Annotated in this window: 29 protein-coding genes and 1 tRNA gene; 18 read left to right on the top strand and 12 right to left on the bottom strand. The window is 72.6% G+C overall.

What is annotated here, in order from left to right; translation table 11 throughout:
* Positions 1 to 203 precede the first annotated feature (203 nt).
* Positions 204 to 803 (top strand): DUF4360 domain-containing protein, encoded by a 600-nt coding sequence (locus tag AB0G28_RS32260; protein ID WP_361097631.1) that lies wholly within the window; start codon positions 204 to 206, stop codon positions 801 to 803.
* Positions 804 to 1,224: 421 nt separating this feature from the next.
* Here AB0G28_RS32260 and AB0G28_RS32255 read toward each other — a convergent pair whose 3' ends face one another.
* Positions 1,225 to 1,656: a MarR family transcriptional regulator gene (locus AB0G28_RS32255; RefSeq protein WP_361097628.1), complete on the bottom strand. Its 432-nt coding sequence runs from the start codon at positions 1,654 to 1,656 to the stop codon at positions 1,225 to 1,227.
* 74 nt (positions 1,657 to 1,730) lie between these two features.
* On the opposite strand from AB0G28_RS32255, the gene AB0G28_RS32250 reads away from it, so the two are divergent.
* Positions 1,731 to 3,797 (top strand): MMPL family transporter, encoded by a 2,067-nt coding sequence (locus AB0G28_RS32250; protein WP_361097625.1) that lies wholly within the window; start codon positions 1,731 to 1,733, stop codon positions 3,795 to 3,797.
* Positions 3,798 to 3,804: 7 nt separating this feature from the next.
* Here AB0G28_RS32250 and AB0G28_RS32245 read toward each other — a convergent pair whose 3' ends face one another.
* From AB0G28_RS32245 to AB0G28_RS32235, 3 genes are all read right to left on the bottom strand, one after another.
* Positions 3,805 to 4,203, bottom strand: a complete 399-nt coding sequence (locus AB0G28_RS32245; protein ID WP_361097622.1) for an ATP-binding protein — start codon at positions 4,201 to 4,203, stop codon at positions 3,805 to 3,807.
* Positions 4,204 to 4,460: 257 nt separating this feature from the next.
* Entirely contained in the window at positions 4,461 to 5,633 is a 1,173-nt protein-coding gene (locus AB0G28_RS32240; protein WP_361097619.1) for a VanZ family protein, read from the bottom strand.
* A 74-nt stretch (positions 5,634 to 5,707) separates the two neighbouring features.
* On the bottom strand, positions 5,708 to 5,902 hold the full coding sequence (locus tag AB0G28_RS32235; protein WP_361097774.1) for an antitoxin: 195 nt from the start codon (positions 5,900 to 5,902) through the stop codon (positions 5,708 to 5,710).
* A gap of 268 nt (positions 5,903 to 6,170) precedes the next feature.
* Between AB0G28_RS32235 and AB0G28_RS32230 the strand changes: the two genes are divergently transcribed.
* The 4 genes from AB0G28_RS32230 (at position 6,171) to AB0G28_RS32215 (ending at position 10,329) form a co-directional block, all read left to right on the top strand.
* On the top strand, positions 6,171 to 7,880 hold the full coding sequence (locus AB0G28_RS32230) for a sulfatase (RefSeq protein WP_361097616.1): 1,710 nt from the start codon (positions 6,171 to 6,173) through the stop codon (positions 7,878 to 7,880).
* Between the two features lie 149 nt (positions 7,881 to 8,029).
* Positions 8,030 to 8,359, top strand: a complete 330-nt coding sequence (locus AB0G28_RS32225) for a hypothetical protein (RefSeq protein ID WP_361097613.1) — start codon at positions 8,030 to 8,032, stop codon at positions 8,357 to 8,359.
* 196 nt (positions 8,360 to 8,555) lie between these two features.
* The gene (locus tag AB0G28_RS32220) at positions 8,556 to 9,683 is read left to right on the top strand and encodes a S1 family peptidase (RefSeq protein WP_361097610.1); all 1,128 of its coding nucleotides are present in this window, start codon (positions 8,556 to 8,558) and stop codon (positions 9,681 to 9,683) included.
* A gap of 97 nt (positions 9,684 to 9,780) precedes the next feature.
* Complete coding sequence (locus AB0G28_RS32215) at positions 9,781 to 10,329, top strand: dihydrofolate reductase family protein (RefSeq protein ID WP_361097607.1); 549 nt, start codon at positions 9,781 to 9,783, stop codon at positions 10,327 to 10,329.
* Here AB0G28_RS32215 and AB0G28_RS32210 read toward each other — a convergent pair.
* Together AB0G28_RS32210 and AB0G28_RS32205 are read right to left on the bottom strand one after the other, a co-directional pair.
* Complete coding sequence (locus tag AB0G28_RS32210; RefSeq protein ID WP_361097604.1) at positions 10,326 to 10,916, bottom strand: helix-turn-helix domain-containing protein; 591 nt, start codon at positions 10,914 to 10,916, stop codon at positions 10,326 to 10,328. The two genes, AB0G28_RS32215 and AB0G28_RS32210, sit on opposite strands and share 4 nt — an antisense overlap.
* Positions 10,917 to 10,920: 4 nt before the next feature.
* Complete coding sequence (locus tag AB0G28_RS32205; RefSeq protein ID WP_361097601.1) at positions 10,921 to 11,790, bottom strand: alpha/beta fold hydrolase; 870 nt, start codon at positions 11,788 to 11,790, stop codon at positions 10,921 to 10,923.
* 165 nt (positions 11,791 to 11,955) lie between these two features.
* Between AB0G28_RS32205 and AB0G28_RS32200 the strand changes: the two genes are divergently transcribed.
* The gene (locus AB0G28_RS32200; protein ID WP_361097598.1) at positions 11,956 to 12,714 is read left to right on the top strand and encodes a D-Ala-D-Ala carboxypeptidase family metallohydrolase; all 759 of its coding nucleotides are present in this window, start codon (positions 11,956 to 11,958) and stop codon (positions 12,712 to 12,714) included.
* Positions 12,715 to 12,880: 166 nt separating this feature from the next.
* On the opposite strand, the gene AB0G28_RS32195 is transcribed toward AB0G28_RS32200, so the two are convergent.
* Positions 12,881 to 13,336: a nuclear transport factor 2 family protein gene (locus AB0G28_RS32195; protein WP_361097595.1), complete on the bottom strand. Its 456-nt coding sequence runs from the start codon at positions 13,334 to 13,336 to the stop codon at positions 12,881 to 12,883.
* 50 nt (positions 13,337 to 13,386) lie between these two features.
* Between AB0G28_RS32195 and AB0G28_RS32190 the strand changes: the two genes are divergently transcribed.
* Positions 13,387 to 14,022: a helix-turn-helix domain-containing protein gene (locus AB0G28_RS32190; protein WP_361097592.1), complete on the top strand. Its 636-nt coding sequence runs from the start codon at positions 13,387 to 13,389 to the stop codon at positions 14,020 to 14,022.
* 76 nt (positions 14,023 to 14,098) lie between these two features.
* Positions 14,099 to 14,608, top strand: coding sequence for a VOC family protein (locus tag AB0G28_RS32185; protein ID WP_361097588.1), 510 nt, complete (start codon positions 14,099 to 14,101; stop codon positions 14,606 to 14,608).
* 143 nt (positions 14,609 to 14,751) lie between these two features.
* Here the strand turns inward: AB0G28_RS32185 and AB0G28_RS32180 are convergent, their stop codons facing one another.
* On the bottom strand, positions 14,752 to 15,177 hold the full coding sequence (locus AB0G28_RS32180; protein WP_361097585.1) for a DoxX family protein: 426 nt from the start codon (positions 15,175 to 15,177) through the stop codon (positions 14,752 to 14,754).
* Positions 15,178 to 15,577: 400 nt separating this feature from the next.
* On the opposite strand from AB0G28_RS32180, the gene AB0G28_RS32175 reads away from it, so the two are divergent.
* The 3 genes from AB0G28_RS32175 (at position 15,578) to AB0G28_RS32165 (ending at position 17,817) form a co-directional block, all read left to right on the top strand.
* Entirely contained in the window at positions 15,578 to 16,843 is a 1,266-nt protein-coding gene (locus AB0G28_RS32175; RefSeq protein ID WP_361097582.1) for a helix-turn-helix domain-containing protein, read from the top strand.
* An 85-nt stretch (positions 16,844 to 16,928) separates the two neighbouring features.
* Positions 16,929 to 17,177, top strand: a complete 249-nt coding sequence (locus tag AB0G28_RS32170) for a hypothetical protein (RefSeq protein ID WP_361097579.1) — start codon at positions 16,929 to 16,931, stop codon at positions 17,175 to 17,177.
* A gap of 19 nt (positions 17,178 to 17,196) precedes the next feature.
* Positions 17,197 to 17,817, top strand: coding sequence for an NAD(P)H-dependent oxidoreductase (locus AB0G28_RS32165; protein ID WP_361097576.1), 621 nt, complete (start codon positions 17,197 to 17,199; stop codon positions 17,815 to 17,817).
* 8 nt (positions 17,818 to 17,825) lie between these two features.
* On the opposite strand, the gene bla is transcribed toward AB0G28_RS32165, so the two are convergent.
* Positions 17,826 to 18,728 carry a class A beta-lactamase gene (gene bla, locus AB0G28_RS32160; RefSeq protein ID WP_361097573.1) on the bottom strand — a complete coding sequence of 301 codons (903 nt, stop codon included), beginning with the start codon at positions 18,726 to 18,728 and terminating at the stop codon, positions 17,826 to 17,828.
* Between the two features lie 107 nt (positions 18,729 to 18,835).
* On the opposite strand from bla, the gene AB0G28_RS32155 reads away from it, so the two are divergent.
* Together AB0G28_RS32155 and AB0G28_RS32150 are read left to right on the top strand one after the other, a co-directional pair.
* The gene (locus tag AB0G28_RS32155) at positions 18,836 to 19,705 is read left to right on the top strand and encodes a LysR family transcriptional regulator (RefSeq protein ID WP_361097570.1); all 870 of its coding nucleotides are present in this window, start codon (positions 18,836 to 18,838) and stop codon (positions 19,703 to 19,705) included.
* A complete protein-coding gene (locus AB0G28_RS32150) occupies positions 19,702 to 20,616 on the top strand; it encodes a serine hydrolase (protein WP_361097567.1) in 915 nt (304 codons plus the stop codon). The genes AB0G28_RS32155 and AB0G28_RS32150 overlap by 4 nt, the downstream gene beginning before the upstream one ends.
* A gap of 28 nt (positions 20,617 to 20,644) precedes the next feature.
* Here the strand turns inward: AB0G28_RS32150 and AB0G28_RS32145 are convergent, their stop codons facing one another.
* Positions 20,645 to 21,211, bottom strand: coding sequence for a cysteine hydrolase family protein (locus tag AB0G28_RS32145; protein ID WP_361097564.1), 567 nt, complete (start codon positions 21,209 to 21,211; stop codon positions 20,645 to 20,647).
* Positions 21,212 to 21,264: 53 nt separating this feature from the next.
* Here AB0G28_RS32145 and AB0G28_RS32140 point away from each other — a divergent pair, with 53 nt between their 5' ends.
* The gene (locus tag AB0G28_RS32140) at positions 21,265 to 21,555 is read left to right on the top strand and encodes a ribosomal protein L7/L12 (RefSeq protein WP_093946609.1); all 291 of its coding nucleotides are present in this window, start codon (positions 21,265 to 21,267) and stop codon (positions 21,553 to 21,555) included.
* Here AB0G28_RS32140 and AB0G28_RS32135 read toward each other — a convergent pair.
* Together AB0G28_RS32135 and selD are read right to left on the bottom strand one after the other, a co-directional pair.
* The gene (locus AB0G28_RS32135) at positions 21,552 to 21,764 is read right to left on the bottom strand and encodes a DUF2795 domain-containing protein (protein ID WP_361097560.1); all 213 of its coding nucleotides are present in this window, start codon (positions 21,762 to 21,764) and stop codon (positions 21,552 to 21,554) included. The two genes, AB0G28_RS32140 and AB0G28_RS32135, sit on opposite strands and share 4 nt — an antisense overlap.
* 56 nt (positions 21,765 to 21,820) lie before the next feature.
* Complete coding sequence (selD, locus tag AB0G28_RS32130) at positions 21,821 to 22,813, bottom strand: selenide, water dikinase SelD (protein ID WP_361097557.1); 993 nt, start codon at positions 22,811 to 22,813, stop codon at positions 21,821 to 21,823.
* 54 nt (positions 22,814 to 22,867) lie between these two features.
* On the opposite strand from selD, the gene AB0G28_RS32125 reads away from it, so the two are divergent.
* The 3 genes from AB0G28_RS32125 (at position 22,868) to AB0G28_RS32115 (ending at position 25,960) form a co-directional block, all read left to right on the top strand.
* Positions 22,868 to 22,962, top strand: a tRNA-Sec gene (locus AB0G28_RS32125).
* Entirely contained in the window at positions 22,962 to 24,245 is a 1,284-nt protein-coding gene (gene selA, locus AB0G28_RS32120; RefSeq protein ID WP_361097554.1) for an L-seryl-tRNA(Sec) selenium transferase, read from the top strand. Before AB0G28_RS32125 ends, selA begins: the two co-directional genes overlap by 1 nt.
* Entirely contained in the window at positions 24,236 to 25,960 is a 1,725-nt protein-coding gene (locus tag AB0G28_RS32115; protein WP_361097551.1) for a SelB C-terminal domain-containing protein, read from the top strand. Before selA ends, AB0G28_RS32115 begins: the two co-directional genes overlap by 10 nt.
* The last annotated feature ends 113 nt before the right edge of the window (positions 25,961 to 26,073 follow it).

Genomic DNA, 26,073 nt, shown 5'->3' with positions numbered 1-26,073 from the left:
TTCTCCGTTTATCCCGGCCCGCGAAACGGGAAATTGCGGGAAATGGATTTCCCGTACTCGGGCGTGTCGTGTTACTCCGTTCAGTGGCCGTCGGAAAGGTTGCGATCGCGCTACGATCCTCTCCGCGCGCGATCAGCATCACCACCTAGGCACCGTGGCCCATTTGGAGGAGCGTCATGCTCGGTATGTCGGTCGTAGCCGCCATGATTCTGTCTGCCCTCGTCGCACCCGTCGATTCTCCGGCGGCGTCGGTTCCGACCGAAAAAATCACGCTCGACATCAAGACCATCAACGGCTCCGGCTGCCCGGCGGGCACGGCCACCGCGTCGGCCGACGTCGCGTCGGACAACACGGCCTTCACGGTCCACTACACGAACTTCACCGCCAAGGCCGGCGGTGGCGCGTCCGCGCTCGAGGCCCGGAAGAACTGCCAGATCAACGTGCTCGTCCACGTGCCGCAAGGGTTCACGTACGCGATCGCCTCGGCGGAGTACCGCGGCTTCGCGCACATCGAGAGCGGAGCGACCGCGCTCGAGCAGGCCAACTACTACTTCACCGGGACGTCGCCGACCGCTCGCGTACGGCACACGTTCCCCGGCCCCTTCCACGGCGTGTGGCGGGCCGTCGACACCACCGACGTGGCCGACCTGGTGTTCGCGCCGTGCGGTGAGAGCCGTAACCTGAACATCAATGCGGAACTGCGTGCGGACGCGGGCGGCTCCTCCGGTGCAAGTTTCATCGAAATGGATTCCGAGCACGCGAGCGTGGACACGATTTACCACTTCGCGTGGAAGGACTGCTGAATTCCGCTGCCATTGTCCGCGAACGGCTTGCTCGCCGGAATCCATCCGGCGGGCAAGCCGTTCGTGCCGGCATAAGGCGGCTGACCAGCAAGATCGCGCCCCTTCGCCGCCGCTGAGCGGTCGCCCGTGTCGCTTTTGCCGTGCCACGCATGGTGTTCTCCTCCCTCGAACCCGGTCCGTCGCGCCGGATCTGCTCTGTCGGTCGCCGGCGGGCGCGCCCAGGTTCTCCGTGGAGGAAAATGAGACGTGGATCACATCATGATCGCGCCTACCTCGTGGCGGGCACGCGCTCGCGGTCGGCGTCGGCCACCAGGCGGCATCGTCGTTCGAACCGCTCCATCAGCACGGTAGTGATCAGGACGGCCACTGGGGTGCTCACCGCGATCCACATGAAAGAAGATCTACCCAGCCTCGCGGCCGCTCAATCGCCCGCGGACAGCCGCGTGATCAGGTCCAGCAGCCGGGCGCGAAAGGCGTCGTCGTCGACGCCGCCGAGAACGTCGGGTTCGGCGCGCACGGCCTGCTCGTGCACGGCCCGGCCGCGCTCGGTCAGCCGGGTCAGGTGACGGCGGCCGTCGGCCGGATCGGGCGTGCGGGTGACGAACCCGGCCTTGGCCAGCCGGTCCAGCGTGCGGCTCATCGTCTGGTCGGTCACCTGGCAGCGCTGGGCCAGCGATCGTTGGGGGAGCGGGCCGTCGCGCAGGGTGTGCAGGGCGATCAGCCCCGCGTGGGTGAGCCCCATTCCGTCGAGGACGGCCACCCAGCGTTGCTCCGCCAGTCGTGCCGCCACCGCCAGCAGCCTGCCGGTGGGCCAGGTGCTCAGATCGGGTTCGGGGGTTGTGCTCACCGTCACTCCGGGTCATCGTGCAGAATGTTCAGCTTGCTGAACAATTGGTCGTGTTCACGCTGGAAGGGACCTTAGCGACCATGAACGAGACCCCGCGCCGCCTCCGCTGGCTCATCCCCGCGCTGCTCGTGGTCGCCTGGCTCGCCCTGGGCGGCTTCGGCGGACCGTTCGCCGGCAAGCTCAGCGAAGTCGCGAAGAACGACAACGCCGCGTTCCTGCCCAACTCGGCCGAAGCGACCGAGGTCTCCGACGAGCAGAGGGCGTTCAGCCCGCGCCAGGTGCTGCCGGCGACCGTCGTCGCCGAACGCACGACCGGCCTGACCGCCGAAGACCGCCGGTTCCTCGACGCGAAGGCCCGGGAACTGGCCGGTGTGCCCGGCGTTGTCGGCCCGCTCGGCAAACCCGAGCAGGCTCCCCGCGACGACCAGGCCGTCCAGCTGGCCGTGCCGATCCTGGCCGAGGGCAACCCCGCCGACGTCGTCGAGGAGGTGCGCGCCCGGCTCGCCGGTGCCCCGGCCGGGCTCACCGTGCTGGTCACCGGGCCCGCCGGGCAGATCGCGGACCTGGTCAAGGCGTTCGGCGGGATCGACGGCATCCTGCTGCTCGTCGCGGGCGGCGTGGTCGCGCTGATCCTCGTCGCCGTCTACCGCAGCCCTTTGCTGCCGTTCCTGGTGCTGCTCTCGGCGGTGTTCGCGCTCGGGCTGGCCAGTCTCGTGGTGTACCTGCTGGCCGACCACGACGTCCTCGCGCTCAACGGCCAGAGCCAGGGCATCCTCTCGATCCTCGTGTTCGGCGCGGCGACCGACTACGCGCTCCTGCTGGTCGCGCGGTTCCGTGAACAGCTGCGCGACACGCCGAGCCGGTTCGACGCGCTGAAGCTCGCCTGGCGCGCGACGCTGGAACCGATCGCCGCCTCGGCGGGCACCGTCATCCTCGGCGTGCTGTGCCTGCTGTTCAGCGACCTCAACTCGAACAAGGGTCTCGGCCCGGTCGCGGCGATCGGCATCGGCGCGGCACTGCTGGCGTCCACCACGTTTCTGCCCGCGGCGCTGGCGCTGTGCGGGCGCGCCGCGTTCTGGCCGTTCAGGCCCGCACTCGGCTCGCCGCACCCGGAAACGACGGGAGTCTGGGGCCGCGTGTCGCGCCTGGTCGGCCGCCGCCCGCGCACGGTCTGGGTGGTGACGGCGCTCGTGCTCGGCATCGGCGTCGCGTTCCTGCCGCAGCTCAAGGCCTCCGGCACGGCGCAGTCCGACGTCTTCCTCGACCAGGTCGAATCCGGGACGGGGCAGGAAATCCTCGGCCGCCACTTCCCCGGCGGCCTCGGCGCGCCCGCGGTCACGACAGCCGACGCCGGCGCGCTGCCCGCCGTCCTGAAAGCGTCCGCAATAGACGGCGTGGCGCAGTCCTTCCCGCTGCCCGGCCCGGACGGACGGCCCAAGGTGGTCGGCGGCCGGGTGCAGATCCTGTCCGTGCTCGACGATCCGGCGGACTCGGAGGCGGCCGTCGTGACCGTCGGCAGGCTGCGCGACGCCGTCCACGCGGTGCCCGGCGCGCACGCGAAGGTCGGCGGCCCCACCGCCATCCAGCTGGACACGCAGCAGACGTCCGCGCACGACCGCGCGATGATCATCCCGATCGTGCTGCTGGTGATCTTCGCCGTGCTGGCTCTGCTGCTGCGGTCGCTGCTCGCGCCGCTGCTGCTCATCGCCACGGTGGTGCTCTCGTTCGCCGCGACGATGGGGGTGTCGGCGCTGGTGTTCAACCACGTCCTCGGCTTCCCCGGTGCCGACCCGGGTGTGCCGCTGTTCGGGTTCGTCTTCCTGGTGGCGCTGGGGATCGACTACAACATCTTCCTGATGACCCGGGTTCGCGAGGAAGCCCTGGTTCGCGGGACGCGCGAGGGCACGCTGCGCGGGCTGGCGCTCACCGGTGGGGTGATCACCTCGGCCGGGGTCGTGCTCGCCGCCACTTTCTCCGCGCTCGCCGTCATTCCGATTCTCTTCCTGGCGCAGATCGCGTTCATCGTCGCCTTCGGGGTTCTGCTGGACACCCTGCTGGTCCGGTCGCTGCTCGTGCCCGCGCTGACCGTCGACGTCGGGCGCCGCGTCTGGTGGCCGTCGGCGCTCGCCAGGAGAGCGGGCTCGTGACCTCCGGTCAGCCGTGGGCGCCGGCCGCGTCCTGGTCGGTGGTCAGCTCGGCCCAGAGGATCTTGCCGCCGGCCCGGCGCAGCTGGCCCCACGCCGCGGCGCAGCGCTCCACCAGCAGCAGCCCGCGGCCGCCCTGCTCGGACGGCGCCCGGCGGCGGGCCGGCTCGCCGCCGGCGTCCTCGACCTCGATCCGCAGCTTCGCGGCACCGGTGAGCAGGCGGACGTGGTAGGGCGCGCGGCCGTGGCGCAGCGCGTTGGACGTCAGCTCGTCCACCACCATGACCGCGGTGCCGACGATGTTCGCCGGGAGACCCCCGAGGACCGTGCGGACCCATTGGCGGACCTTGGCCAGCTCGGTCAGCTCGGCGGAGATGCCGAGTTCGTGCCGGATCGCGCGCAGTTTCACGTCCGCCTCCTTCGCCACGGTGGACCCGGAAGAAGAGCCCTCTCCTTCTTCATGCCCGGATCCGGGCCCGTCGACACGGGTATCGGAGGCTGTCATGGTTCTTCGCCCGCACGGAGTGCGGACGTCCGGGTGCGGGGCCGCGTCGCGTCGGTGGTCATACAGGGCTCCAGAATCGGGGACGGGGACGCGGGCTGGCGGCTCAACCTGCTCCGCCCGCAATCTACCAGCGCCGCCGGGCCTGGGCAGCGCGGTGCCGTTCACCGTCCTTTAAGGACTTCCCGGGGCCGCGCGGGTTCGGCCGCCGGCTCGGCGGGCGCGATGCCCGGCGGCACGATGGCGGTGTTGACCGTGCGGGTCAGCCGCTCGTAGGGCGCGCGGTGCTCGTCGTCGAGCAGCACCGCCAGCGGCGTCCAGACGCCGACCACGAACACCGCGACCGCCAGCGCGACGGGCAGGAGCAGCTGTTCCGGGTGCCGGCCGAGGTCCCAGTGGTCCAGGTCCACCACCAGCCAGGTCATCCAGAGCGGCGAGAACAGGACGCCGTTGCGGACCAGCAGCGCGACCGGCCCGGCCCGCCGGCCGCTCCGGCGCGTCACGCGCAGCAGCATCGCCCGCTTGCCGGGCGTCGACCCCGTCACGGCGGGCAGCACCACGAACCACACGACGGCGAGGATGGCGACCGGCGTGTCGCGGTGGTGCGGGTCCTCGCCGAAGAGCGTCAGCAGGCCGAAGAGGAACCCGAGCAGCGCGGCGAACCCGAGCAGGTCCGTGACCAGCGCGAACAGTCGTCGCGTGAAGGTGACCTTGGCGGCGTAGCGGCGCCGGTCGTGCTCCGGTTCCGGCGACGGCAGGAGCCGTCCGAGCGGTCCGGCCAGCAGCCAGCCCGCGACCACGCCCGCGGTGTTGAGCAGCAGGTCGTCGACGCTGAACAGCCGGTACGGGCACGGGTAGACGAACCACAGGCCGGTCAGCTGGGTCAGTTCGAAGAACAGGGAGACGCCGAAGCCCACCAGCGTCGCGGGCACCAGCCGCATCCGCCGGGCATACCGGACGTAGAAGCCGAGCGGCGCCAGCATCACGACGTTCAACGCCGTGGTCCAGACCGCCGGGTTGTGCAGCAGCGCGCCGGGGCTCCAGTGGCCGCGGGCCCGCTGGGAAACCACTTCGACGAAGTAGAACGGCCTCAGCTGCGGAGAGCTGGCGTAGGTGTGGGCCGCGCAGTACCCGGGGTCGGCGGGCAGCGGCAAGACCGTCTGCGTCGCGATCGCCAGCAGGTAGAACAGGAACGCGTAGAAGACGAACGTCGGCCACCCGCCGGCGCGGCCGCGGCGGCGGTAGCTGACGAACGCGGCCGGGAGCATGACGGCCAGCGCGACGAGCGGGAAGAGGAGGAGGGCGGTCCGGACGGGGACGAGGTAGGTGGCGACCACGGTGCCGGTGGTACCCAGCCGGAGGAGGCGTGAAGCGAAGTTCCTCCGGACGGCTGGGCGTCACCGGCTGCGGATCACCGCGGCGGTGCGTCCTGCTGCCCGCCACCCTGCTCGCGAAGGAAGTCCTTCACCTTCTCCGAGCCCTGGTCGATCTTGTCGGCGTGGTCGCCGAAGCGCTGCTTGGCGGCTTCGGCCACCTTGTCGACGCCCTGGCCGGCCTCGTCCGGGTGCTTCCCGAGTGCTTCCTTCGCCTTGTCGAACAGGTTCATCGCCATCGGCCTCCCTTCGGAACTGATCTTCGGACCCCTCGAGGGGAACACCGCGGGCGGAGCCGCGCAACGCTCCTTCACCTGGTACGGGGATTTCGGCGGTTCTGCGAGGGAACGGCCTGTGCGCGTGGTTTGAACTCCGCGGGCGGGGGTACCGGGCGCCGTGGCGCGTGAACCGCGGGCCGCCGCGGCCCGTATAACCGGGTGACGCATCGCCGTCCCGCCGCAGGGACCGGCGGACACCGTGCACCACGACGTGAGGCTCGCCATGGTTGGAAACACCGGTCTGCCGCTGGGGCGGCTCACCCGCCGCACCCCGTACCGGGGCGTGGTCCTGCCCGACTTCGGGTTGTCGCGGCCAGGAGAGCGGCGGCAGGTCTTCGCCGGCCGCGTCCTGACCGTGCTGGCCGCGCTGCTCGTGCTGTTCGGTCTCCTCGCGCCGGACGACCTCTCGTCGTTCTCCGCCGCCGCGCTCGTGCGCGTGCCGGTCGAGGGCCTCATCGTCGCCGTGCTCGTGCTGGTCCTGCCGCCGCGGGCGCGGCGGGTCGTCGCCGTGGCCGTCGGGCTGGTCCTCGGGCTGCTCACCCTGCTGAAGGCCCTCGACACCGGCTTCTACGCGACGCTGGAGAAGCCGTTCGACCCGATCTACGACTGGAGCTTCTTCCGCGCCGGCGTCGAGTTCCTCGCCGGGCAGATCGGGGACGCGGCCACCGTCGCCGCGCTCGTCGGCGCCGGGGTGCTCGCGGTGGCCGTCGTCGTGTTCATGGTCCTCGCCATGCTGCGGCTGAGCCGCATCGCCGCCGGGCGGCGGACCGGGGCGACCCGGGTCGTGGCCGTGCTCGGGGTGATCTGGATCGTCTGCTCCCTGTTCGACGTCGAGATCGCGCCGGGGCAGCCGGTCGCCGCGCAGAGCGCCGCCGCGCTGGCCTACGGCGACCTGCGCCAGGTGCGCGCGGACCTGCGGGACCAGCGGCCGTTCGGCGAGGTGGCCGCCACCGACGCGTTCCGGGCCACCCCCGGCGACCAGCTGCTCAACGGGCTGCGCGGCAAGAACGTCGTCCTCACCTTCGTGGAGAGCTACGGCCGGATCGCCCTCGACGACCCGGGCATGGCGCCGAAGATCGGCGCGACGCTCGACGCGGGCACCGCCGAGCTGCGCGCCGCGGGCGTCGGCGCGCGCAGTGCCTTCCTCTCGTCCTCGACGTTCGGCGGCGGCAGCTGGCTGGCGCACTCGACCGTCCAGTCGGGCATGTGGATCGACAACCAGCAGCGGTACAACGACCTGCTCGCCAGCGACCGGTTCACCCTCGGCGGCGCGTTCCAGCGGGCGGGCTGGAAGACCGTCTGGGACGTGCCCGCCCACACGAAGGACTGGCCGGAGGGGCAGAAGTTCTACCACCCCGACGCCTACTACGACGCCCACCACGTCGGTTACCAGGGCCCGGGGTACGCCTACGCCACCATGCCCGACCAGTTCACGATGTCGATGCTGCAGCGCACCGAGCTCGCGAAGGCGGGACCCAAGCCGGTGATGGCGGAGGTCGACCTCGTCTCCAGCCACGCGCCGTGGTCGCCGCGGCCCTGGCTGGTCGACTGGAACCAGGTCGGCGACGGGTCGGTCTTCAATCCCCAGCCGGCCGCGGGGGAGGCGCCCGAGTCGGTCTGGAAAGACCCCGCGAAGATCCGCGACGCCTACCGCGACGCCATCGACTACTCGTTGAAGACGCTCATTTCCTTCGTCCAGCACTACGGCGACGACAACCTGGTCCTCGTGTTCCTCGGCGACCACCAGCCGCCGGTGGTCACCCCGCAGGGCGCGGTGCACGACGTGCCGATCACCATCGTGGCGAAGGACCCGAAGGTGCTGGACCGGATTTCCGGCTGGGGCTGGCAGGAGGGCCTCCACCCCGGCGCGCAGGCACCGATCTGGAAGATGGACTCCTTCCGCGACCGTTTCCTGACCGCGTTCGCCCGCTGACGATCGGTGAAGGGCACCGGCTAGCCCGGATGGAGCAGTGTCGTGACTTTCCGCTGCGCGCGGATTCACTGGCCCGATGAATTGCCGGTAATTCTCGCGCACTTCTACGCTCGGCGACGTCGGGGTTCTGGCGCGTTGAGGAGTGGGTCATGCGAAGGAAAATTGCGGTTCTCGCGATCGCTGTGTTTTCCCTGTTCGGTCTTTCGGTCGGGTCGGCGGCCGCGGCCGGCGGCGATTTCGCGCCACCCGGCTGCTTCGGTGAGCGCTACGGGATCCTCTTCGGCCAGGGCATTTCGGTCAGCTGCTTTCCCGGCACCGGCTACGGGTACCGCGTGATCGCCCAGTGCGCGAGCGGCAGCGCCTACTGGTTCGTCGCCGGGACGCCGGTGCCCTACGGGTTCGGCCCGGCGATCGCGGAATGCTCCGGCGGGCTGCTCGTCCCGGCGAGCGTGACGGCCTATCGGGTCGTCGAAATCTGATTCGGGCACGGAACCGTCCGGCCACCTGTTTCTCCGGTGGCCGGACGGTGTCGTGTCCGCCGATCGGTAAATACGGGCACATTCGGTGCCCGGCAGACTCCGGACAGAAGACCGGACATGGTCTGGACCAACCGAGGGCAAGCCCGCACACTCGGCGGACGGTGTGTTTCTTTCCCCCGGCCTTGGAGGAGTCCCCATGCGTCGAAGAATCGCCTCGGCCCTCGGCGGTGCCGTCGTCCTCACCGCGTCACTCGCTTCCGCCTCGCTGACTCCCGCCGCCGCGCAGGCGTCACCCGGCCTGATCGCCGCGATGCAGCGGGATCTCGGGCTGACCGCCGCCCAGGCGTCGGCCCGGCTGACCCAGGAGATGACGGCCACCCGGGTGCTGCCCGCCGCGCAGCGTGCCGCCGGTCCGGCCTTCGGCGGCGCGTGGTTCGACCCCGCGCTCGGCAAGCTCGTGGTCGGCGTGACCGACCAGGCCGCGGCCGCCGCCGTCCGCCAGGCCGGCGCCGAACCCGTGACCGCCCGGATCAGCGCGGCGAAGCTCGACGCCGCGAAGGCCGCGATCGACGCCTCCGCCAAGGCGAGCCCCGCGCCGGCCGCCGTCAGCGGCTGGCGGGCCGACCCGCGGGCGGGCAGCGTCGTGGTCACCCTCCGGCCGGGCGCGCACGGCGCCGACGTCGACGCCTTCCTGGCCAGGGCGAGGAAGGCCGGGCCGGTCACGGTGGCGACCGCGCCGGCCGCCGAGCCGGTCTCGGCGGGCACTGTCGGTGGCGACCCGTACTACATCAACGGCAACACCCGCTGCTCGATCGGGTTCTCCGTGCAGGGCGGCTTCGTCAGTGCCGGCCACTGCGGCGGCGTGGGCAGCTCGGTCGTCGGCTGGGACGGCTCGTGGATGGGCACGTTCGCCGGTTCTTCCTTCCCCGGCAACGACTATTCGTTCATCCGCATCGGCGGCGGCTGGTGGACCGCGCCGGTCGTGCTGGGCTGGGGCACGGTCAGCGACGCGCTCGTCCGCGGGTCCTGGGTCGCGCCGCCCGGCACGTCGGTGTGCCGCTCCGGCTCGACCACGCACTGGCACTGCGGTGTCGTGGAAGGGCTCAACGAGACCGTCAACTACTCCCAAGGCGCGGTCTACGAACTGACCCGCACGACCGTCTGCGCCGAGCCCGGCGACTCCGGCGGCTCCTTCATCACCGGTGACCAGGCGCAGGGTGTCACCTCCGGCACCTGGGGCAACTGCAGCTCCGGCGGCGAGACGTGGTTCCAGCCGGTGAACGAGATCCTGCAGACCTACGGCCTCTCGCTCGTCACGGCGTGATCCTGTCGGCGGCGGCCGATGAATCCGGCGGCCGCCGCCGGTAGGTACCGGTGCAGCCGCGCCACCGGGGCGCGGCGCCGAAGCACCGGGAGCAGCCATGGGCGTGATCGTCGTCGAGTTCGTCACCCTGGACGGAGTGGTGGACGACCCGGACGGCTCCGGCGGTACGCCCGCCGGCGGCTGGGCGTTCCGGCACGGGCCGGAGGCGGTGGCCGGGGACAAGTTCCGGCTCGGCTCGCTGCTGGACACCGGGACCCTGGTGTTCGGCCGCACCACCTGGGAGCTGTTCGCGAAGCTCTGGCCGGGCCGGACGGGCGAGTTCGCCGACCGGCTCAACGCGGCCCGGAAACTGGTCGCGTCGCGGACGCTGACGGACGTGACCGCGTGGCACAACTCCTCGCTGCTGCAAGGAGATCTCGTCGAAGCGGTCCGGCGCGAGGAGCGCGACCTGGTCGTCATCGGCTCGGTCGGGATCGCGCGGGAACTGGCCGTACACGACCTGGTCGGCGAATACCGCCTGCTGGTGTTCCCCAGCCTGGCCGGGCAGGGCCGCCGGCTCTTCGACGGCGCGGCGCCCGCGGACCTGCGGCTGGTGTCGAGCACGCAGGTCGGGGCCGGGGTGCTCAGCACCTACCGGACGCGCTAGGTCCGCAGGAGGCTCGAGAGCCAGCCGGCGAGGACCTGCTGGACCTCGGCCCGCGTCCGCGCGGGGTCGTCCGCCGCGGCGATCATCCTCGCGGCTTCCATCACCGCGCTGAGCACGAGCTGGGCCAGGGCGCGCACGGGCGTTTCGACGATCAGTCCGTCCGCCCTGGCCCGCTCCAGCGCGTCGACGAGCAGCCCGAGGCCGTACTCCGCCTCGATCTCCCGCCACGTCTCCCAGCCCAGCACGGCGGGGGCGTCGGTGAGCGAGATGCGGCGGATCTCCTCGCGCAGGCAGGCGTCGAGGAACACGCCCAGTCCGCTCGTCATGCCGGTCAGCGTGTCCGGGGCCCCGGCGAACGCGGCCCCGACCTCTTCGGTCAGTTCGCGTTCCAGCTCTTCGACGACGGCGCGGAACAAGCCCTGTTTGTCGGCGTAGTGGTGGTAGAGCGCGCCCCGGGTGACCCCGGCCGCGCGGGTGATCTCGTCCGCCGGAACCGCCTGGTAGCCGCGGGCGGCGAACAGTTCGCGCGCGGCGGCGACCAAGGCGGCCTTCGTGCCGGCGGAACGGTCCTGCTGGGTACGTCGCACCCGCCTAATCTGCCATGACGCCCGCGAACCCGACGACGTGGCGGGCCAGCGCGGCGGGCTGGTCCTCGGACAGGAAGGTGTAGGAGTCCGGCACCTCCACGAGTTTCGCGTCCGGCAGCAGGGCGGCGAGCCGGTGGGCCAGCCGGATCGGGAACAGCTTGTCCTCCGGCGCCCAGACGAGCAGCACCGGCCGGTCGAACGTGCGCAGGGCCTCGGCGGCGGCCAGGGTGTGCCGCGGGTGCACTTCCCGGAGCAGCTTGCGCAGATCACGGCGGACGCCGGCGGATTTCCGCAGCGGCGCCAGGTAGGCCTGGGCGACGGCGTCCGGCAGCGGCCGCTTCACGACCCAGCCGAAGAGGAACGGCAGCGGGTACAGCGCGCGGATGCGCAGCAACTGCCCGAGCACCGCCATCGAACCCGGGATCCGGGCCAGCCGCGGCAACGGCTTGAAGATCGGCGGGAAGAAGTACTCGAAGCAGTCGGACGGAGTGAGCACCACCCGCCCGACCCGTTCCGGGCGGCGGCTGAGCAGGATCTGCGTCAGCGCGCCGCCGGTGTCGTTCGCCACGAGCGTGACGTCACGCAGGTCGAGCGCGTCGAGGAAGTCCGCGATCACGTCGGCGTTGCCGGCGGGGGAGAGGTCGGCGTCCGCGCGCATCGGGAGCTCGTGCGCGCCCAGCGGCAGATCCGGGGCCAGGCACCGGAACCCGGCCGCGGCCACGTCGCCCACCACCTTCCGCCACAGCTCGGCGTTCGTCAGCACCCCGTGGACGAACACCACGGGGGCGCCGGAGCCCCGCTCGAAGTACCGCACTTCGCCGGCGGGCAGCCGGACCCGGTGCTCTCGACCCAAGGATTCGCTTCGGTTCGTCATGCCGGGCAGCTTACATACATGGTGTATGTATGTAAATCTGTGGAAAATTCACGGCGACAGTGGCGACCGGGGGTGGAAGTGACGTCTGCGCGGCCGGGGTGTTGGGGGAACTTTGGCCGCCCGGTGTCCGCTGTGGACCCCGTCGCCGAACGTCCGGAGGCATCCGTGAGTCCGTCCCGTTTCGACCGCCGAACCTTGCTCAAGACCGGAGCCGTCCTGGCGGGTGGTGTCGCCGCGATGGCGGCGTTCCCCGGCGTCGCCGCGGCCTACGCCTGGCCTTCGTCGCTGCGCTCGGGCTCGACCGGCGCCGCCGTGCGGGAACTGCAGATCCGCGTCGCGGGCTGGGCCGCCGACAGTCCAAAGCAGACATACGTCGCCGTCGACGGGGATTTCGGCCCCGGCACGGCCGCCGCGTTGACGCGGTTCCAGTCCGCCAACCACCTGCCCGCCACCGGTGTCGCCGACGCCGACGACTTCGCGGCGCTCGACGCCCTCGAGTCGGCCGACGGTTCGACCGCGCACTTCGAGTGGGGCGAGTTCACGTCGAAGGACGGCACCGGGTTCGACGGCGGCAAGGCCGGGGCCGCGACGGTCAAGGAGAACGTCCGGCGGCTCATGTACAAGCTGGAAGCCTTGCGGCAGAAGGCGGGCGGCCGGGCGATCACGATCTCGTCGGGCTTCCGCAGCATCGCGCACAACCAGTCCGTCGGCGGTGCGTCGAACAGCATGCACCTCTACGGTGTCGCGGCCGACGTCTACGTCAGCGGGCTGAGCACGCGGCAGGTCTACGTCCTCGCCGAGGCCTGCGGCTTCTCCGGGCTGGAGCGCTACACCCTGTCGGACGCGCACCAGCACGTCGACAGCCGTGTCGAGTACGCGTACGGCTCGCAGAGCTGGTGGTGGGAGAGCGGGACGATCAGCTGAGCTTCGCGGTGGTGCCCCGGACTTGGCTTCGGGGAAAGGTCGGATCCGGGGCCGCCACCGCCCGCGGGACGGCTGACACGACGTCCTGCGGTGGACTCACCCTACGAACCGCCCGGGGCTCTGACCAGGGCCTCGATCCGGTGTCGAAGGTTTGTCGCCCGGTCGGTCACCGGGCGTACCGAGAGTGGGTCCCGGTGAGTGTCTCCCCGGGTTCGGGTTCGTCCGGCGGCCGGTCGGCGTGGCGGTGGACGATCTTCCATTCGCCGTCTTCGCGTCGGTACACGTGCGTGGCGCGCAGGGTGTAGGTCTTGAGTTCGCCGTTGACCGACACGGTGCTGTGCTCGAAGCCGACCGTGTAGGCGAGATCGCCGCTCGCGCCGGCCGCGACGACCTCGAAGCGGTACTCGCGCGACTCGGAGAACTGGGCCGCGACGCGCTTGAACGCTTCGCTGACGTCGGCCCAGCCGGTCCGGACCGGCAGCCAGGCCCCGAAAAGGCTCACGGGGTCGGCGTGGGACCAGGTCGTGTCGCGGGGACCGGCGTCTCCGTCGTGGATGGCTCGTTCGGCGGAGATCTGCCGCGGCAGCATCTCGGCCAGGAAGGCGTCGGCGGGTGATGGCATGATGACTCCAATGCAGTCGGACTGTTTTCAATACAGTGAGGATGTATCGGATGAGCGGGCCCGTCAAGCGCCGGTACGACTCGAGCCGCCGGCAGGAGCAGGCGAGGGAGAACCGGCGGCGCATCCTGGCCGCGGCGCACGAGCTGTTCGTCACCCGGGGTTACGGCCGGACGACGATCGCGGACGTCGCCGCCGAGGCCGGGGTGGCGCCCGAGACGGTCTATTCCGCGTTCAAGAACAAGCCCGCGCTGTTGCACCGCGCCTGGGACGTCGCGGTGGGCGGGGACGACCGGGACGTGCCGCTGCTGGAGCGGCCGGAGGTGCGGGCCCTGTTCGCCGAGCCGGACCTGCGGACCCGGCTGACCGCGTTCGCCGTGTTCAACACCGCGACCATGCGGCGGACCGCGCGGCTGCACCTCGCCGTGCGCGGCGCGGCGGCGAGCGACGTCGCGGCGGCGGCGATGCTCGCCGAGATCGACCGCCAGCGGCTGGTGTCCATGGCCGAGCACGCCCGGGCGGCCGCGGCCACCGGGCAGCTGGCGGTGGCCGAGGACGAATGCCGGGACGTGCTGTGGTCCACGACGGACGGGACGCTGTGGCACCGGCTCGTCGAGTGCCGCGGGTGGCCCGACGAGCGGTATTCGGCCTGGCTCGGCCGGTTGTGGGTGTCGTCGCTGGTGGGTTGACCGGCCGGAGAGGCGCGCCTAGCCTTAAGTTGAAACTTCAACCGATTGACCCGCCCCGCGCGGGCCTGGAGCACCGATGTCGATCTTCCGCTTGAACCACGCCGTCCTGTACGTCAGGAACCTGGCCGAAAGTGTCGCGTTCTACCGGGACGTGCTGGGCTTCGGGTACATCGACGGCGGTGACGCCCACCGCGGCGCGGCCTTCCTGCGGGCGCCCGGATCGACCAACGACCACGACCTGGGCCTGTTCGAGATCGGCGCCGCCGCCGCCGATTCCGGCGCCGGCCGGACGTCGGTGGGCCTGTACCACCTCGCGTGGGAGGTCGACACCCTCGGCGACCTCGAGCGGCTCGCCGCCCGGCTCACCGAGGCCGGCGCGCTGGTCGGCTCTTCCGACCACGGCACCACGAAGTCGTTGTACGCCAAGGATCCCGACGGCATCGAGTTCGAGGTCGTCTGGATCATCCCGCGCGCGCTGCTGACGGACGAAGACCGGGCCAAGAGCATCGGCCGGCTCGACCTGGCGGAGGAGCTGGCGAAGTACGGCCCCGACGCGCGCAGCGGTGTCGGGATCTCCCGCTCCTAAGCTGTGGCGCGTGCCCGCGTCGCAACTCGCCTGACGTTCGGGACGAGCGCCCCAATGTGGCGTTCGGTGCGTCCAACGCACCCAATGTGGCGTTCGGTGCGTCCAACGCAACCAACGCCACATTGGGGCGCATCCCCGGGTTCCTAGGCCGTGGCGCGTGCCCGCGTCGGCTGCGAACCTCGTTGCAGGACAGGCAGGTTGCCGAGCGCGAAGCGGCCGGGGCCGACGAACGCGACGATGAGCAGGCCCCAGCAGAACAGGGCGGCCGCTTCGCCGCCGTTCTGGATCGGGAACAGGCCGGTCGGCAGGTGCACGGCGAAGTAGGCGTAGGCCATCGAGCCGGAACCGAGCACTGCGGCGGGCCGGGTCGCGAGGCCGACGCAGACCAGCACCCCGCAGACGAGCTGGATGACCGCGGCCCACCAGCCGGGCCAGGTCCCGACGGCGGCGGGAGCCTTCGCGCCGAACAGGCCGAACAGCGTCTTGAGGCCGTGGCAGGCGAACAGGAAGCCGATGACGATGCGGTACAGGCCGATGACGTGCTCGCGGGCGAGGTCCAGGCGGTGCATTGGTGCCTCCGGGGGCGGGTGCGGGGCATCGCGCGGACCGGCGTTCGCCGGTCGCGGGTGAGGGGTTTTCAGATATACCGGTAGTCGGGAAAAGTGACACCTCCGAACGGACCATTCATGGAAATTTCGACGAATTGCACAACCGTGTCCACTGCGACCTGGATTCGTCGAAAGGCCAGGTAAACCGCCTTGTGTAGCGAGATGATCCGCCGTTCGGGTGATCTTGTTCGGGGTGGTCCAGACCGGTGTGGAAACCGGTCCGCTGTAAGTTTCGGGAATGTTTCCGATTATTCCCGCGAGTGTGTTCATCGGGGAATTCGGGCCGCCGATCGGCGTAGTGGCGATTCGGTGAGGGTGGCACGGCGGACCGGCATGATCCATCACCCCGTAGGGTGGCTCCATGGTGGACGAAGAAGTCGTCTGGGAGCGCATCCGGCAGATCGCCGCCACCCTCGCGGGCCGCGCGGGCGAACTCACCGGAGAACTGGTCCAGCTGTACGCGACGGACCTGCCGCAGCTGGTCAACGACGACGAGCGCATGGTGAGCCTGCTGTCGTCGAGCGTCTACCAGAACATCGAAACCGCGTTGCAGATCTTCCGGCACGGCATCGACCCGGCGACGGTCGAGCCGCCGGCCGCGGCCGTGGAGTACGCGCGCCGGCTGGCGCAGCGCGGCACGCCGGTGTTCGACCTGATCCTCGCCTACGACCTCGGTCAGGCCGCGATGCTCGACTTCGGGTTCCAGGAGTGCACCCGGCTGGTCGACGACGCGGCCCTGCTCGGGGAGATCATGCGGAAGCTGCTGCGCGTCGCGTACGAGTTCATCACGCGGGTGGTGCGCCAGCTCGTCGGCGTCTACCAGGACGAACGCGACCGGTGGCTGCTCAACCGGAGCGCCGCGCGGGCGGCGAAGGTGCTGGAGCTGCTCGGCGAGAACGGCGGCCCGCCCGACGTCGACGCGGCCGAAGCGGTGATCGGGTACCGGCTGCGCGGGACGCACGTGGGCATGATCGTCTGGCACGCGGCGGAAGCTTTCGCCGAGGACGTGCTGTCGGTGCTGGAGTCGGTGGCGGGCGCGGTGTTCGAGCGCGTCGGCGGGCAGGGGCGGCCGTTGTTCGTCCCCCGTGACGAGGCCGGTGCCTGGGTGTGGCTGCCGCTCCCGCCGGGCGTCGTCGTCCGGCGCGAGGACGTCGACGCGGTGCTGGCGGAAACCGATTCCGGGGTCCGCGTCACGGTCGGCGAACCCGGCACCGGCGTCGGCGGCTTCCGTGACACCCACCAGCAGGCCAAGCGGGCGCACGCGCTGGCGCTGGCCGCCGGCGAGCACTGCGACCGGGTGCTGACCTTCCGGGAGGTCGGCACGGTGGCGCTGATGACGAGCGACCTGAACGCGGCCCGGCTCTGGGTGGCGAGCACGCTCGGACCGCTCGCCGCCGACGAGGAGAACTGCGCGCGGCTGCGCGAGACCCTGCGGGTGTTCCTCGCCTCCGGCGGCAGCTACACCGCGTCGGCCGCCGAGCTGACGATGCACAAGAACTCCGTGCAGTACCGCGTCCGCAAGGCGCAGGAACTGCTGCCGCACGGGCTCGGCGAAGGGCGGCTGGACGTCGAGCTGGCCCTCAACCTCTGCCGGCGGCTGGGCGCGGCGGTGCTGTCCCCGGCGTGACTTTGGTGCCGGGGACCACCGGCGGGGAAGATCTTCGGGCCGCGGGCACGAAGCCTTGATCGCCCGTTCGGCCTACTTTTCGGCTATGGGTGAGAACGGTGGGATGCTCGCGCTGGTGCGGCTGCGCCGAGGTGTCGTCGGCGAAAGCAGACGCGTCTGCCACCTGATCCCCGTCCCGAGAGGCCCGGTGCCCGAGCACCTGACGGCGCTGTGCGGCGAGTCGATCTTCCCCGGCGAAGCCGAGGTGCTCGACGGGCTGCGCGGCATGCCGTGCCATCCTTGCCTGATGCGGAGTGCCCCGGCAGGGCCGGGGTTGCTGGCCAACGCGGGGTGAAACGGGGGCGGCGACGGGCATGGACGGTCCGGTGGTGGTCCTGCTCGCCCATCCGCGGCCGGGCAGCTTCAACCACGCGCTGGCCGAACGCGTCCGCGACACGCTGACCGGCGCCGGGCGGCCGGTGCGGTTCCACGACCTGTACGCCGAAGGCTTCGACCCGGTGCTGACCGCGGACGAGGCCTACACCAGCGGGACCCGGGTGGAGGAGTTCCTCGCCGCCACCCCGGACCCGCTGGTGCGCCGGCATCGTGACGAGCTGCGTGACGCCACCGGGCTCGTCGCGATCCACCCCAACTGGTGGGGCAAGCCACCCGCGATCCTCGGCGGCTGGCTCGACCGGATCCTCGTGCCCGGGGTGGCGTACCGGCTCGACGACGCCGGTGGCGCGCCGGAATCGTTGCTCGCCCTCCGGCAGCTGCTGGTCGTGAACACCTCCGACACGACCGAGGAGCGCGAGCGGACGCTGTTCGGCGATCCGCTCGACGCGATCTGGCGGCGCTGCCTGGCGCCGTACCTCGGGGAGCCGCAGGTGAGCCGGATGGTGCTGCGCGTGGTGGCCGACGCCGGCGAGCGGCGGCGGGCCGGGTGGCTCGACGACGTCGAAGCGGAAGTGCGGCGGCGGTTCGGCGGTCGTTAGCCCCGGGTTCAGCGCAAGCTGTCGAGTGCCAGCTTCGCGGCCCGCGCGATCAGCCGGTCGTCGTGGCCGGCGTGCTCGGTCTTCCGGTCGGACATGACCACCAGCACGATCGGCGCCCGCCCGGGCGGCCAGACGACCGCGATGTCGTTGCGCGTCGCGTACTCGCCGGTGCCGGTCTTGTCGGCCACGGTCCAGCCGGCGGGCGTGCCCGCGCGGATCAGCGCGCCGCCGGTCAGGTTGGCGCGCATCGTGTCCGTGAGCAAGGCCCGCTGCTCCGGCGGCAGCGCGGTGCCGAGGAGGAACGCGCGCAGGTCGGCCGCCATCGCGTGCGGGGTGCTGGTGTCCCGGACGTCGCCCGGCGCGAGGTCGTTGAGGCCGGGCTCGATCCGGTCGACGTGGGTGGTCGTGTCGCCGATCCCGCGCAGCGCGGCGGCGAGCCCGGCCGGCCCGCCCAGTTCGCGGAAGAGCAGGTTCGCGGCGGTGTTGTCGCTGTAGCGCAACGCCGCGTCGATGGCGTCGCGCACGGACAACCCGCTCTCGACGTGCTTCTCGCCGACCGGCGAGTTCGCCTGCACGTCGGCTCGGGTGTAGGTCAGGACCTTCGCCAGCCCCGCGATGCTGGTGCGCTGGAGGACGGCGGCGGCGGAGAACGCCTTGTGCGCCGAGGCGTAGCCGAAGCGCTCGTCGGCGCGGTGCGCGAGCTCGCGGCCGGTGCCGGTGTCGAGGGCATACACGCCGAGGCGGGCGTCGAAGTCGCGTTCGAGCGGGGCGAAGTCCGGTCGCGGCGCCATGGTGGCCGGCGCCGGTGCCGCCGGGGTGGGGGCCGGAGCCGGGGCTTCGGCGGTACAGGCGGTGAGCGGCACGAGGGCCAGCGCGGCGAGCGCGGCCAGCCGGACGCGGGGGAACGGCACAGGACTTCCTTCCGGTCTTGATCGACATCCGCAGTCTCGCCGAGTCCGGTCATGCCGTCCAAGACGGAAACAGACAGTTCGATGCCGGAATCGCATAAAGTGAGGTCGTGGACCTGATCGGTGGCTGCAGGGCGTTCGTGAGCGTGAGCGAGACGGGGAGTTTCACGGCGGGTGCCGCGCTCGCCCGCATCCCGCAGCCGGTCGCCAGCCGGCGCATCGCCGCACTCGAACGGCACTTCGGCGAACGGCTCTTCGACCGCTCGACCCGCCGGGCGCGGCTCACCCCGTTCGGGCGGGACGTACTGCCCTCGGCCAAGCGGCTGGTACGGCTGGCCGACGCGATGGAACACGACGCGCGGCGCGCCAAGCTGCGGCCGATGCGAGTGGCCGTGCCGGGCACCTGCGGGGTGCGGGCCCTCGCCGAGCTCGCCGCCGAAGCCCGTGAGCTGGGGATCCACCTGGAGTTCCGGGCCGCGGCGCCGGCAGAGCGGGCCGAGCTCGTCCGCACCGGCGAGGTGCGGGCCGCGCTCACCGCCGTGCCGGCCGAGGAAGGAGCGTGGTCCGTGCCGCTGGGCCTGGCCGCGGTCACACCGCCGCCCGGCCGGATCGCGTACCTGGAGACGTTGCGGACCGGGCGGTCCGCCGTCCCGCGGCGACGCGTCTGGATCCAGCCCGAGGACGACGTCCCGCACGTCCGCGACCGGGTGCTGCGGGTCCGCGACGCCGTCGGGCTGTCCCCGGCGCAGGTCGCCGTGGCCGGCTCGCTCACCTCGGCGGCCGCGGAGGTCTTCGCCTCGGCGGACCTGCTGCTGTGCTCGGCCGCGCAGGCCGGGGAGCTCGGGGTGAGCTGGCGGCCCCTCGGTGAGCTCACCCTCGCCCGCGGCTACGGTGTCGCGGCGGCGCTGGGCGAGGACGCGGACCGGTTGGGCACGGTGCTGCGGGAGGCCGTCGGACGCTGCCTCGGAGCCGGCGCATGACCGCCGAGGCGCTGGTCCGGGACTTGCGGGCCGAGCTCGACGACGGTGGGCTGCGCGGGTCGTTCCTGGTCCGCGACCTGCGATCCGGTGCCGAGCTCGGGATCGACCCGGACCGCGAGTACCCGATCGCTTCGCTGGCCAAGGTTCCGTTGGCGGCGGCGACGCTGGAGCGCATCCGCCGGGGCGAGTTGGACGGCGCGGCACAGCTGGAGGTGGCGCCCGGCGGCGTCACCACACCGGGGCCGATCGGGCTGACCCGGTTCCGGCACCCGGCCCGCCTCGCCGTCGACGACCTGCTCTACCTCAGCACGGCGCTGAGCGACGGGGCGGCGGCCGACGTCCTCTTCGGCCTGACGCCGCCGGCCGACGTCACGCGGATGCTGGGCGAGTGGGGGCTGGGTGGCGTCGCCGTGCGTCACCCCATGCGGGACCTCGTCGAGACCCCGGCCGAACGCTTCGACGCCGGCGAGGCCGATCTGGCGCACGCGCTCGCCATCGGCGCGGCGACCGCGGGCCAGGGCCACCGGCTCGCCCAGCTCGACGTCACGCGCGCGAACGCCGCGTCGGCGCGGGCGCTGCTCGACCTGCTGCAGGCGCTGTGGACGCCGTCGAAGATCGACCCGTCGGTGGCCGCGGGCGTGCGGGAGCTGATGGCGAACAACGTCCTCCGCCACCGGCTCACGCCGGACTTCGCCTCCGACGCGGCTCGCTGGTCGTCGAAGACGGGCACGCTGCTGAACCTGCGCCACGAAGCCGGTGTCGTCGAACACTCCGACGGCGGCGTGTTCGCGGTGGTGGCGCTGACCGAGTCGCGGGTCCCGGCGGTCCTGCAGCCCGAGGCGGACGTGCTGATGGCCCGGGTGGCGCGGGCCCTGCGCGACCATCTGCGCGGGGCCCGGCCCGCCGGGTGACGGTTCCCCCGGCGGGCCGGGGGCGCGCTCAGACCGGTGCCTTCACCCCGAACTCCACCTCGGCGGTCCGCACCGTGCCCGCCGTCCGGCCGGGCGCGGTCTGGTACTGCCAGTAGAGGTTCGTGTGCGCGATGACCTGCTCCGGCGGCGGGGCGCCGTACGCCGACAGGTCCTCCGTCGTGTGCGCGTCGGCGACCAAGGTCGCGTCGTAGCCGCGGGCGATCGCGCCGTGCAGGGTCGAGCGGATGCACGCGTCGGTCTGGGCGCCCGCCACGATCAGCGTGCCGATGCCGCGGGCCGCCAGTACCTCTTCGAGGTCGGTGTCCTCGAACGAGTCGCCGTAGGTCTTGTGCACCAGCGGTTCCGCCTCGCGGCGCGCCAGTTCCGGCACGTACTCCCAGGTTTCGGTCCCGCGCGGCAGCTCCTCGCTGGTGTGCTGCACCCACACCACCTCGGTGCCCGCCGCGCGGGCTTTTTCCACCAGCGTCACGATGTTGGCGATGACGGCTTCGGCGTCGACGGACGCCTTCATGACACCGTTCTGCACGTCGACGACGAGCAGGGCGGTGTTCGGACGGTCGGTCAGCGTGGTCATGGGCTCACCTTAACCGCGCCCACCGACAGTTTCCGGAAGTAGCATGCCGGGTCATGGACTACGGGATGCTGCTGCTCGGGGTGGTCGTGCTGGTCGTGGTCGTCGCGCTGGGGTCGTCGGCCACGGACCGCAGGCTGACCCGGGTCGACCGCCGCCTCGCGCGGGTGGAACGGAAGCTCGACGCGATCGCCGACCGGCTCGGGGTCGCCGTCGTGGAGCCGGAACTGGCCGAGGTGACGGCGTTGCTGCGGCAGGGCAAGAAGATCCAGGCGATCAAGGCCTACCGCGAAAGCACCGGCGCCGGTCTCGCGGAAGCGCGCGACGCCGTGGAGCGGCTCGGTTAAGGCGCCCCGCCGATGTGCTTGGCGGACACCGCCTCCCAGACGGCGTCGAAGTTTTCGTACCGGTCGCCGTCCGGCAGGCCGCCGAGCGGGCCGAGCACGGAGTCGCCGCCGCCCGCCGCGGCCGCCCGCCGCAGGAGCTCCTCGCGGCCGCAGGGGTACTCGGTCTCCGACAGGTGCTCTTCCAGGCTGGTCCGGTCCGGAGCGGGCATGGCACACCTCCTGTTCGTCTCTTCCCCCGCGTACCCGGCGCGGCGGGCGAAGAAACTCAGCCCACGACGATCGTGTGGCCCGACCGCGGCTCGAGCGAGCCGATCACCGGGTGCCCCGGCAGTTCCCCGGCGACCAGCAGGCCGCCGGAAGTCTGTGCGTCGGCCAGCAGCAGCGCTTCGTCTTCGGAGATCCGGGACAGGTCGGCGTGCGGGCGCACCCAGTCGAGGTTGCGCCGGGTGCCGCCGCTGACGTACCCGTCGCGCAGGGCTTCGCGCGCGCCGTCGAGGTAAGGCACGGCCGCCGGGTCCACCCGAGCCGTGACCCCGCTCGCGCGCGCCAGCTTGTGCAGGTGGCCCAGCAGGCCGAAGCCGGTGACGTCGGTGGCGCACACGGCCCCGGCGGCGAGCGCGGCACGGGACGCCGAGGCGTTCAGCGTCGTCATCGCGTCGATCGCCTGCTCGAACCGTTCCCCGGTGGCCTTGTGCCGCGAGTTCAGCACCCCGACGCCGAGCGGCTTGGTGAGCGTCAGCGGTAGGCCGGCGCGGCCCGCGTCGTTGCGCAGGAGCCGCGCGGGGTCGGCGATCCCGGTGACGGCCAGGCCGTACTTCGGTTCCGGGTCGTCGATGCTGTGCCCGCCGGCGAGGTGGCAGCCCGCCTTCGCGCAGACGTCGAGGCCGCCGCGCAGCACTTCGGCGGCGAGCTCGAACGGCAGCGTCCCCCGCGGCCAGCCGAGCAGGTTGACCGCCACCACCGGCGTGCCGCCCATGGCGTAGACGTCGGAAAGCGCGTTGGCCGCGGCGATCCGGCCCCAGTCGTAGGCGTCGTCGACGACCGGGGTGAAGAAGTCCGTCGTGGCGATGAGCGCGGTGCCGCCGGAAATCCGGACCGCGGCCGCGTCGTCGCCGGTGTCGAGGCCGACGAGCAGCTCGCCCGCGGGATCGGCGGGCGCCGGACCGGTCAGCCCGGCCACGGCCGCTTCCAGTTCGCCGGGCGGGATCTTGCACGCGCAGCCGCCGCCGTGCGCGTACTGCGTCAGCCGGTAATCCACCATTTCATCCTGCCCACCCGCGACGGACTTGGCAGGATGGCTGCCATGGTGCAGGGAGGCGTATCCGGCCTGGTGACCGGCGCGGTCTTCAAAACCGTCGAACGGCAGGTCCTGCCGCTGGCGGGTTCGATTCCCGTCCGCCTCCGCCATGCCTGACCCGCGCCGCGCGATCCCGCGGACCGACGCGGTCCTGGCCGAGCCCCGGATCGCCAAGGCCGCCGGGGCGCTCGGGCGGGACCTGGTGAAGTCCGTGGTCACCGAGGTCCAGCGGGCGGCGCGCGCCGGGGAGGTCACGCCGGCCGACGTCGTCGAAGTGGTGCTGGCGCGGCTCCCGGCGAGCGCGTCCTCGCTGCGGCCGGTGGTCAACGCGACCGGGGTCGTCGTGCACACCAACCTCGGCCGGGCGCCGCTTTCGGCGGCCGCGCTCGACGCCCTCGTCGCCGCGGGTGGCGCCACCGACGTCGAATTCGACCTCGCGACCGGCGACCGGGCCCGCCGCGGCCGTGGCGCGCTGGCGGCGTTGAAAGCGGCCGTGCCGGACGCCGGCGCGGTCCACGTGGTCAACAACAACGCGGCCGCCCTGCTGCTCTGCGCGCTCGCGCTGGCCCCCGGCCGGGAGATCGTCGTCAGCCGGGGCGAGCTGGTCGAGATCGGCGACGGCTTCCGCATCCCGGACCTCCTGGAATCGGCCGGCGCGCGGCTGCGCGAGGTCGGCACCACGAACCGGACGTCGGTCCGCGACTACGCCGCCGCGATCGGCCCCGGGACCGGGTTCGTGCTCAAGGTCCACCCGTCGAACTACCGGGTCACCGGGTTCACCTCGGAAGCGGCGCTCGGCGAGCTGGCCGGCCTCGGCGTGCCGCTGGTCGCCGACGTCGGCTCCGGCCTGCTCGCCCCGCACCCGCTGCTGCCGGACGAGCCGGACGCGGCGAGCGCGCTGCGGGCGGGCGCCACGGTCGTCACGGCCAGTGGGGACAAGCTGCTCGGCGGCCCGCAGGCCGGTCTGCTGCTGGGCGACGCGGCCGTCGTCGAACGGCTGCGGCGGCACCCCGCCGCGCGGGCCCTGCGCGTCGACAAGCTCACCCTGGCCGCGCTCGAAGCGACCTTGCGCGGGCCGGAACCGCCGGTGCGCGCCGCTCTCGAAGCGCCGGTCGAGACACTCCGGCAGCGAGCCGAAACCCTGGTCAGGGCACTCGAGAACGTCGACGCTCGCGCAGTGGACTCGGTGGCGGCCGTCGGCGGCGGGGGAGCGCCCGGCGTCGAACTGCCGAGTGTCGCGGTGAGCCTGCCCGCCCGGTACGCGGCCGCGTTGCGGACGGGCGAGCCCGCGGTGGCCGGCCGGGTCGTGAAGGATCGCTGCCTGCTCGACCTGCGGACCGTGCGGCCGGAAGAGGACGCGAAGCTGCTGGAAGCCGTCCGCCGATGCGGGTGATCGTCACCGCCGGGCACGTCGACCACGGGAAGTCCACGCTCGTGCGGCGGCTGACCGGGATGGAACCCGACCGCTGGGCCGAGGAACGCCGCCGCGGGCTCACCATCGACCTCGGGTTCGCCTGGACCCGGATCGGCGGCGAGGACGTCGCGTTCGTGGACGTGCCGGGCCACGAACGGTTCGTGCCGAACATGCTCGCCGGGGCGGGCCCGGCGCCGGCGGTGCTGTTCGTCGTCGCCGCCGACGAGGGCTGGATGCCCCAGTCGGCCGAGCACCTCGCCGCGCTGGACGCGTTCGGCGCCGACCGCGGCCTGCTCGTCGTCACCAAGGCCGACCGGGCCGACCCGGCCGCCGCGACGGCCGTCGCCCTGCGGGAGATCGCGGCGACGTCGTTGGGTGCCGTGCCGAGCGTCGCCGTCAGCGGCACCACGGGCGCCGGCCTGGACGAGCTGCGCGCGGCGATCGGCGAGCTGACCGCCGGACTGCCGCCGCCCGACACGGGCGCCGACGTCCGGCTGTGGATCGACCGCGCCTTCACGGTGTCCGGCGCGGGCACGGTCGTCACCGGCACGCTTTCCGCCGGCGCGATCGCCGTGGGCGACGCGCTGGGGCTGGGTGACGCGCGGGTGAAAGTCCGCGGCCTGCAGGCGCTCGGCGAACCCCGCGACCGCGTCGAGGCGGTGGCCCGGGTGGCGGTGAACCTGCGCGGCATCCCGCGCGCCGACGTCCGGCGCGGCGACGTCCTGCTCACCCCCGGCCGCTGGCGCACCACGACGGAGTTCGACGTCCGGTTGCGCGGCGCGGCAGCCCCGGACCTGCACCGGTACCTCGTCGTCCACCTGGGGACGGCGGCGGTGCCGGTCCGCGTCCGTCCACTCGGGACGGACACCGCCCGGCTGGCCACGACGACCGCGCTGCCGCTGCGCGTCGGCGATCGAGGCCTCCTGCGCGACCCCGGCGAGCACCGGATCCCCGCCGGGTTCGACGTCCTCGACGTCCAGCCGCCCCCGCTGGCCCGCCGCGGCGCGGCCCGGGCGCGCGGCCGGGAGCTGGCCGGACCCGACCTGGCCTGGACTTACTTGCGCCGCAACGGTTTCGTCCCCGCCGGGGACTTCGCCGTGCTGGGCCTGCCGGAGACGGGCGAGCGGGTGGGGGACTGGTGCGCGGACCCGGAGCGGTTCGCCGCCGTGCGCGCGGAGGCCGCCGCGATCGTGGGCGCGTGGGACGGCACGGCCGCGGGCGTGCCGGTGGAGGCCCTGCGGCAACGGCTCGGCCTGCCCGCCGCGGACCTGGTCGTCCCGATGCTGGCGGGCACCGGCCTGGAGGTGACGGGCGGGCTCGTCCGGCGGCCCGGCGCCGGCCTCACCCCGGCCGTCGAAAAGGCCCTGGAAAAGGTGGCGAAGCAGCTCGCGGAACACCCGTTCCGCGCGCCGGAGGCGGACGAGCTGCGGGCGCTGGGCCTCGGCAGGCGGGAACTGGCCGCGGCCGTCCGGCTCGGCCGGCTGACGGCGGTCGCGGAAGGCGTCGTGCTCGGCCCGGACGCGGACGAGCGGGCGGTGGCCGAGCTGCGCCGGCTGCCGCAGCCGTTCACGGTGTCGGCGGCCCGCAAGGCCCTCGACAGCACCCGCCGCGTGATGATCCCCCTGCTGGAACGCCTCGACGCGGCGGGCCGGACGGAACCCCTCGGCGACGGCACCCGCCGCACGACGGCCTAACCCCGCCCCACCGATGCGCCCCAATGTGGCGTTGGTTGCGTCCAACGCACCGAACGCCACATTGGGTGCGTTGGACGCACCGAACGCCACATTGGGGCGTTTGTCGACCGGCC

Origin of the sequence: Amycolatopsis sp. NPDC021455 (genome assembly GCF_040640995.1) — a bacterium.
Lineage (GTDB): Bacteria > Actinomycetota > Actinomycetes > Mycobacteriales > Pseudonocardiaceae > Amycolatopsis.
Note: the sequence above shows the minus strand (reverse complement) of the source record. Positions and strands in the feature narration are given on the sequence as shown.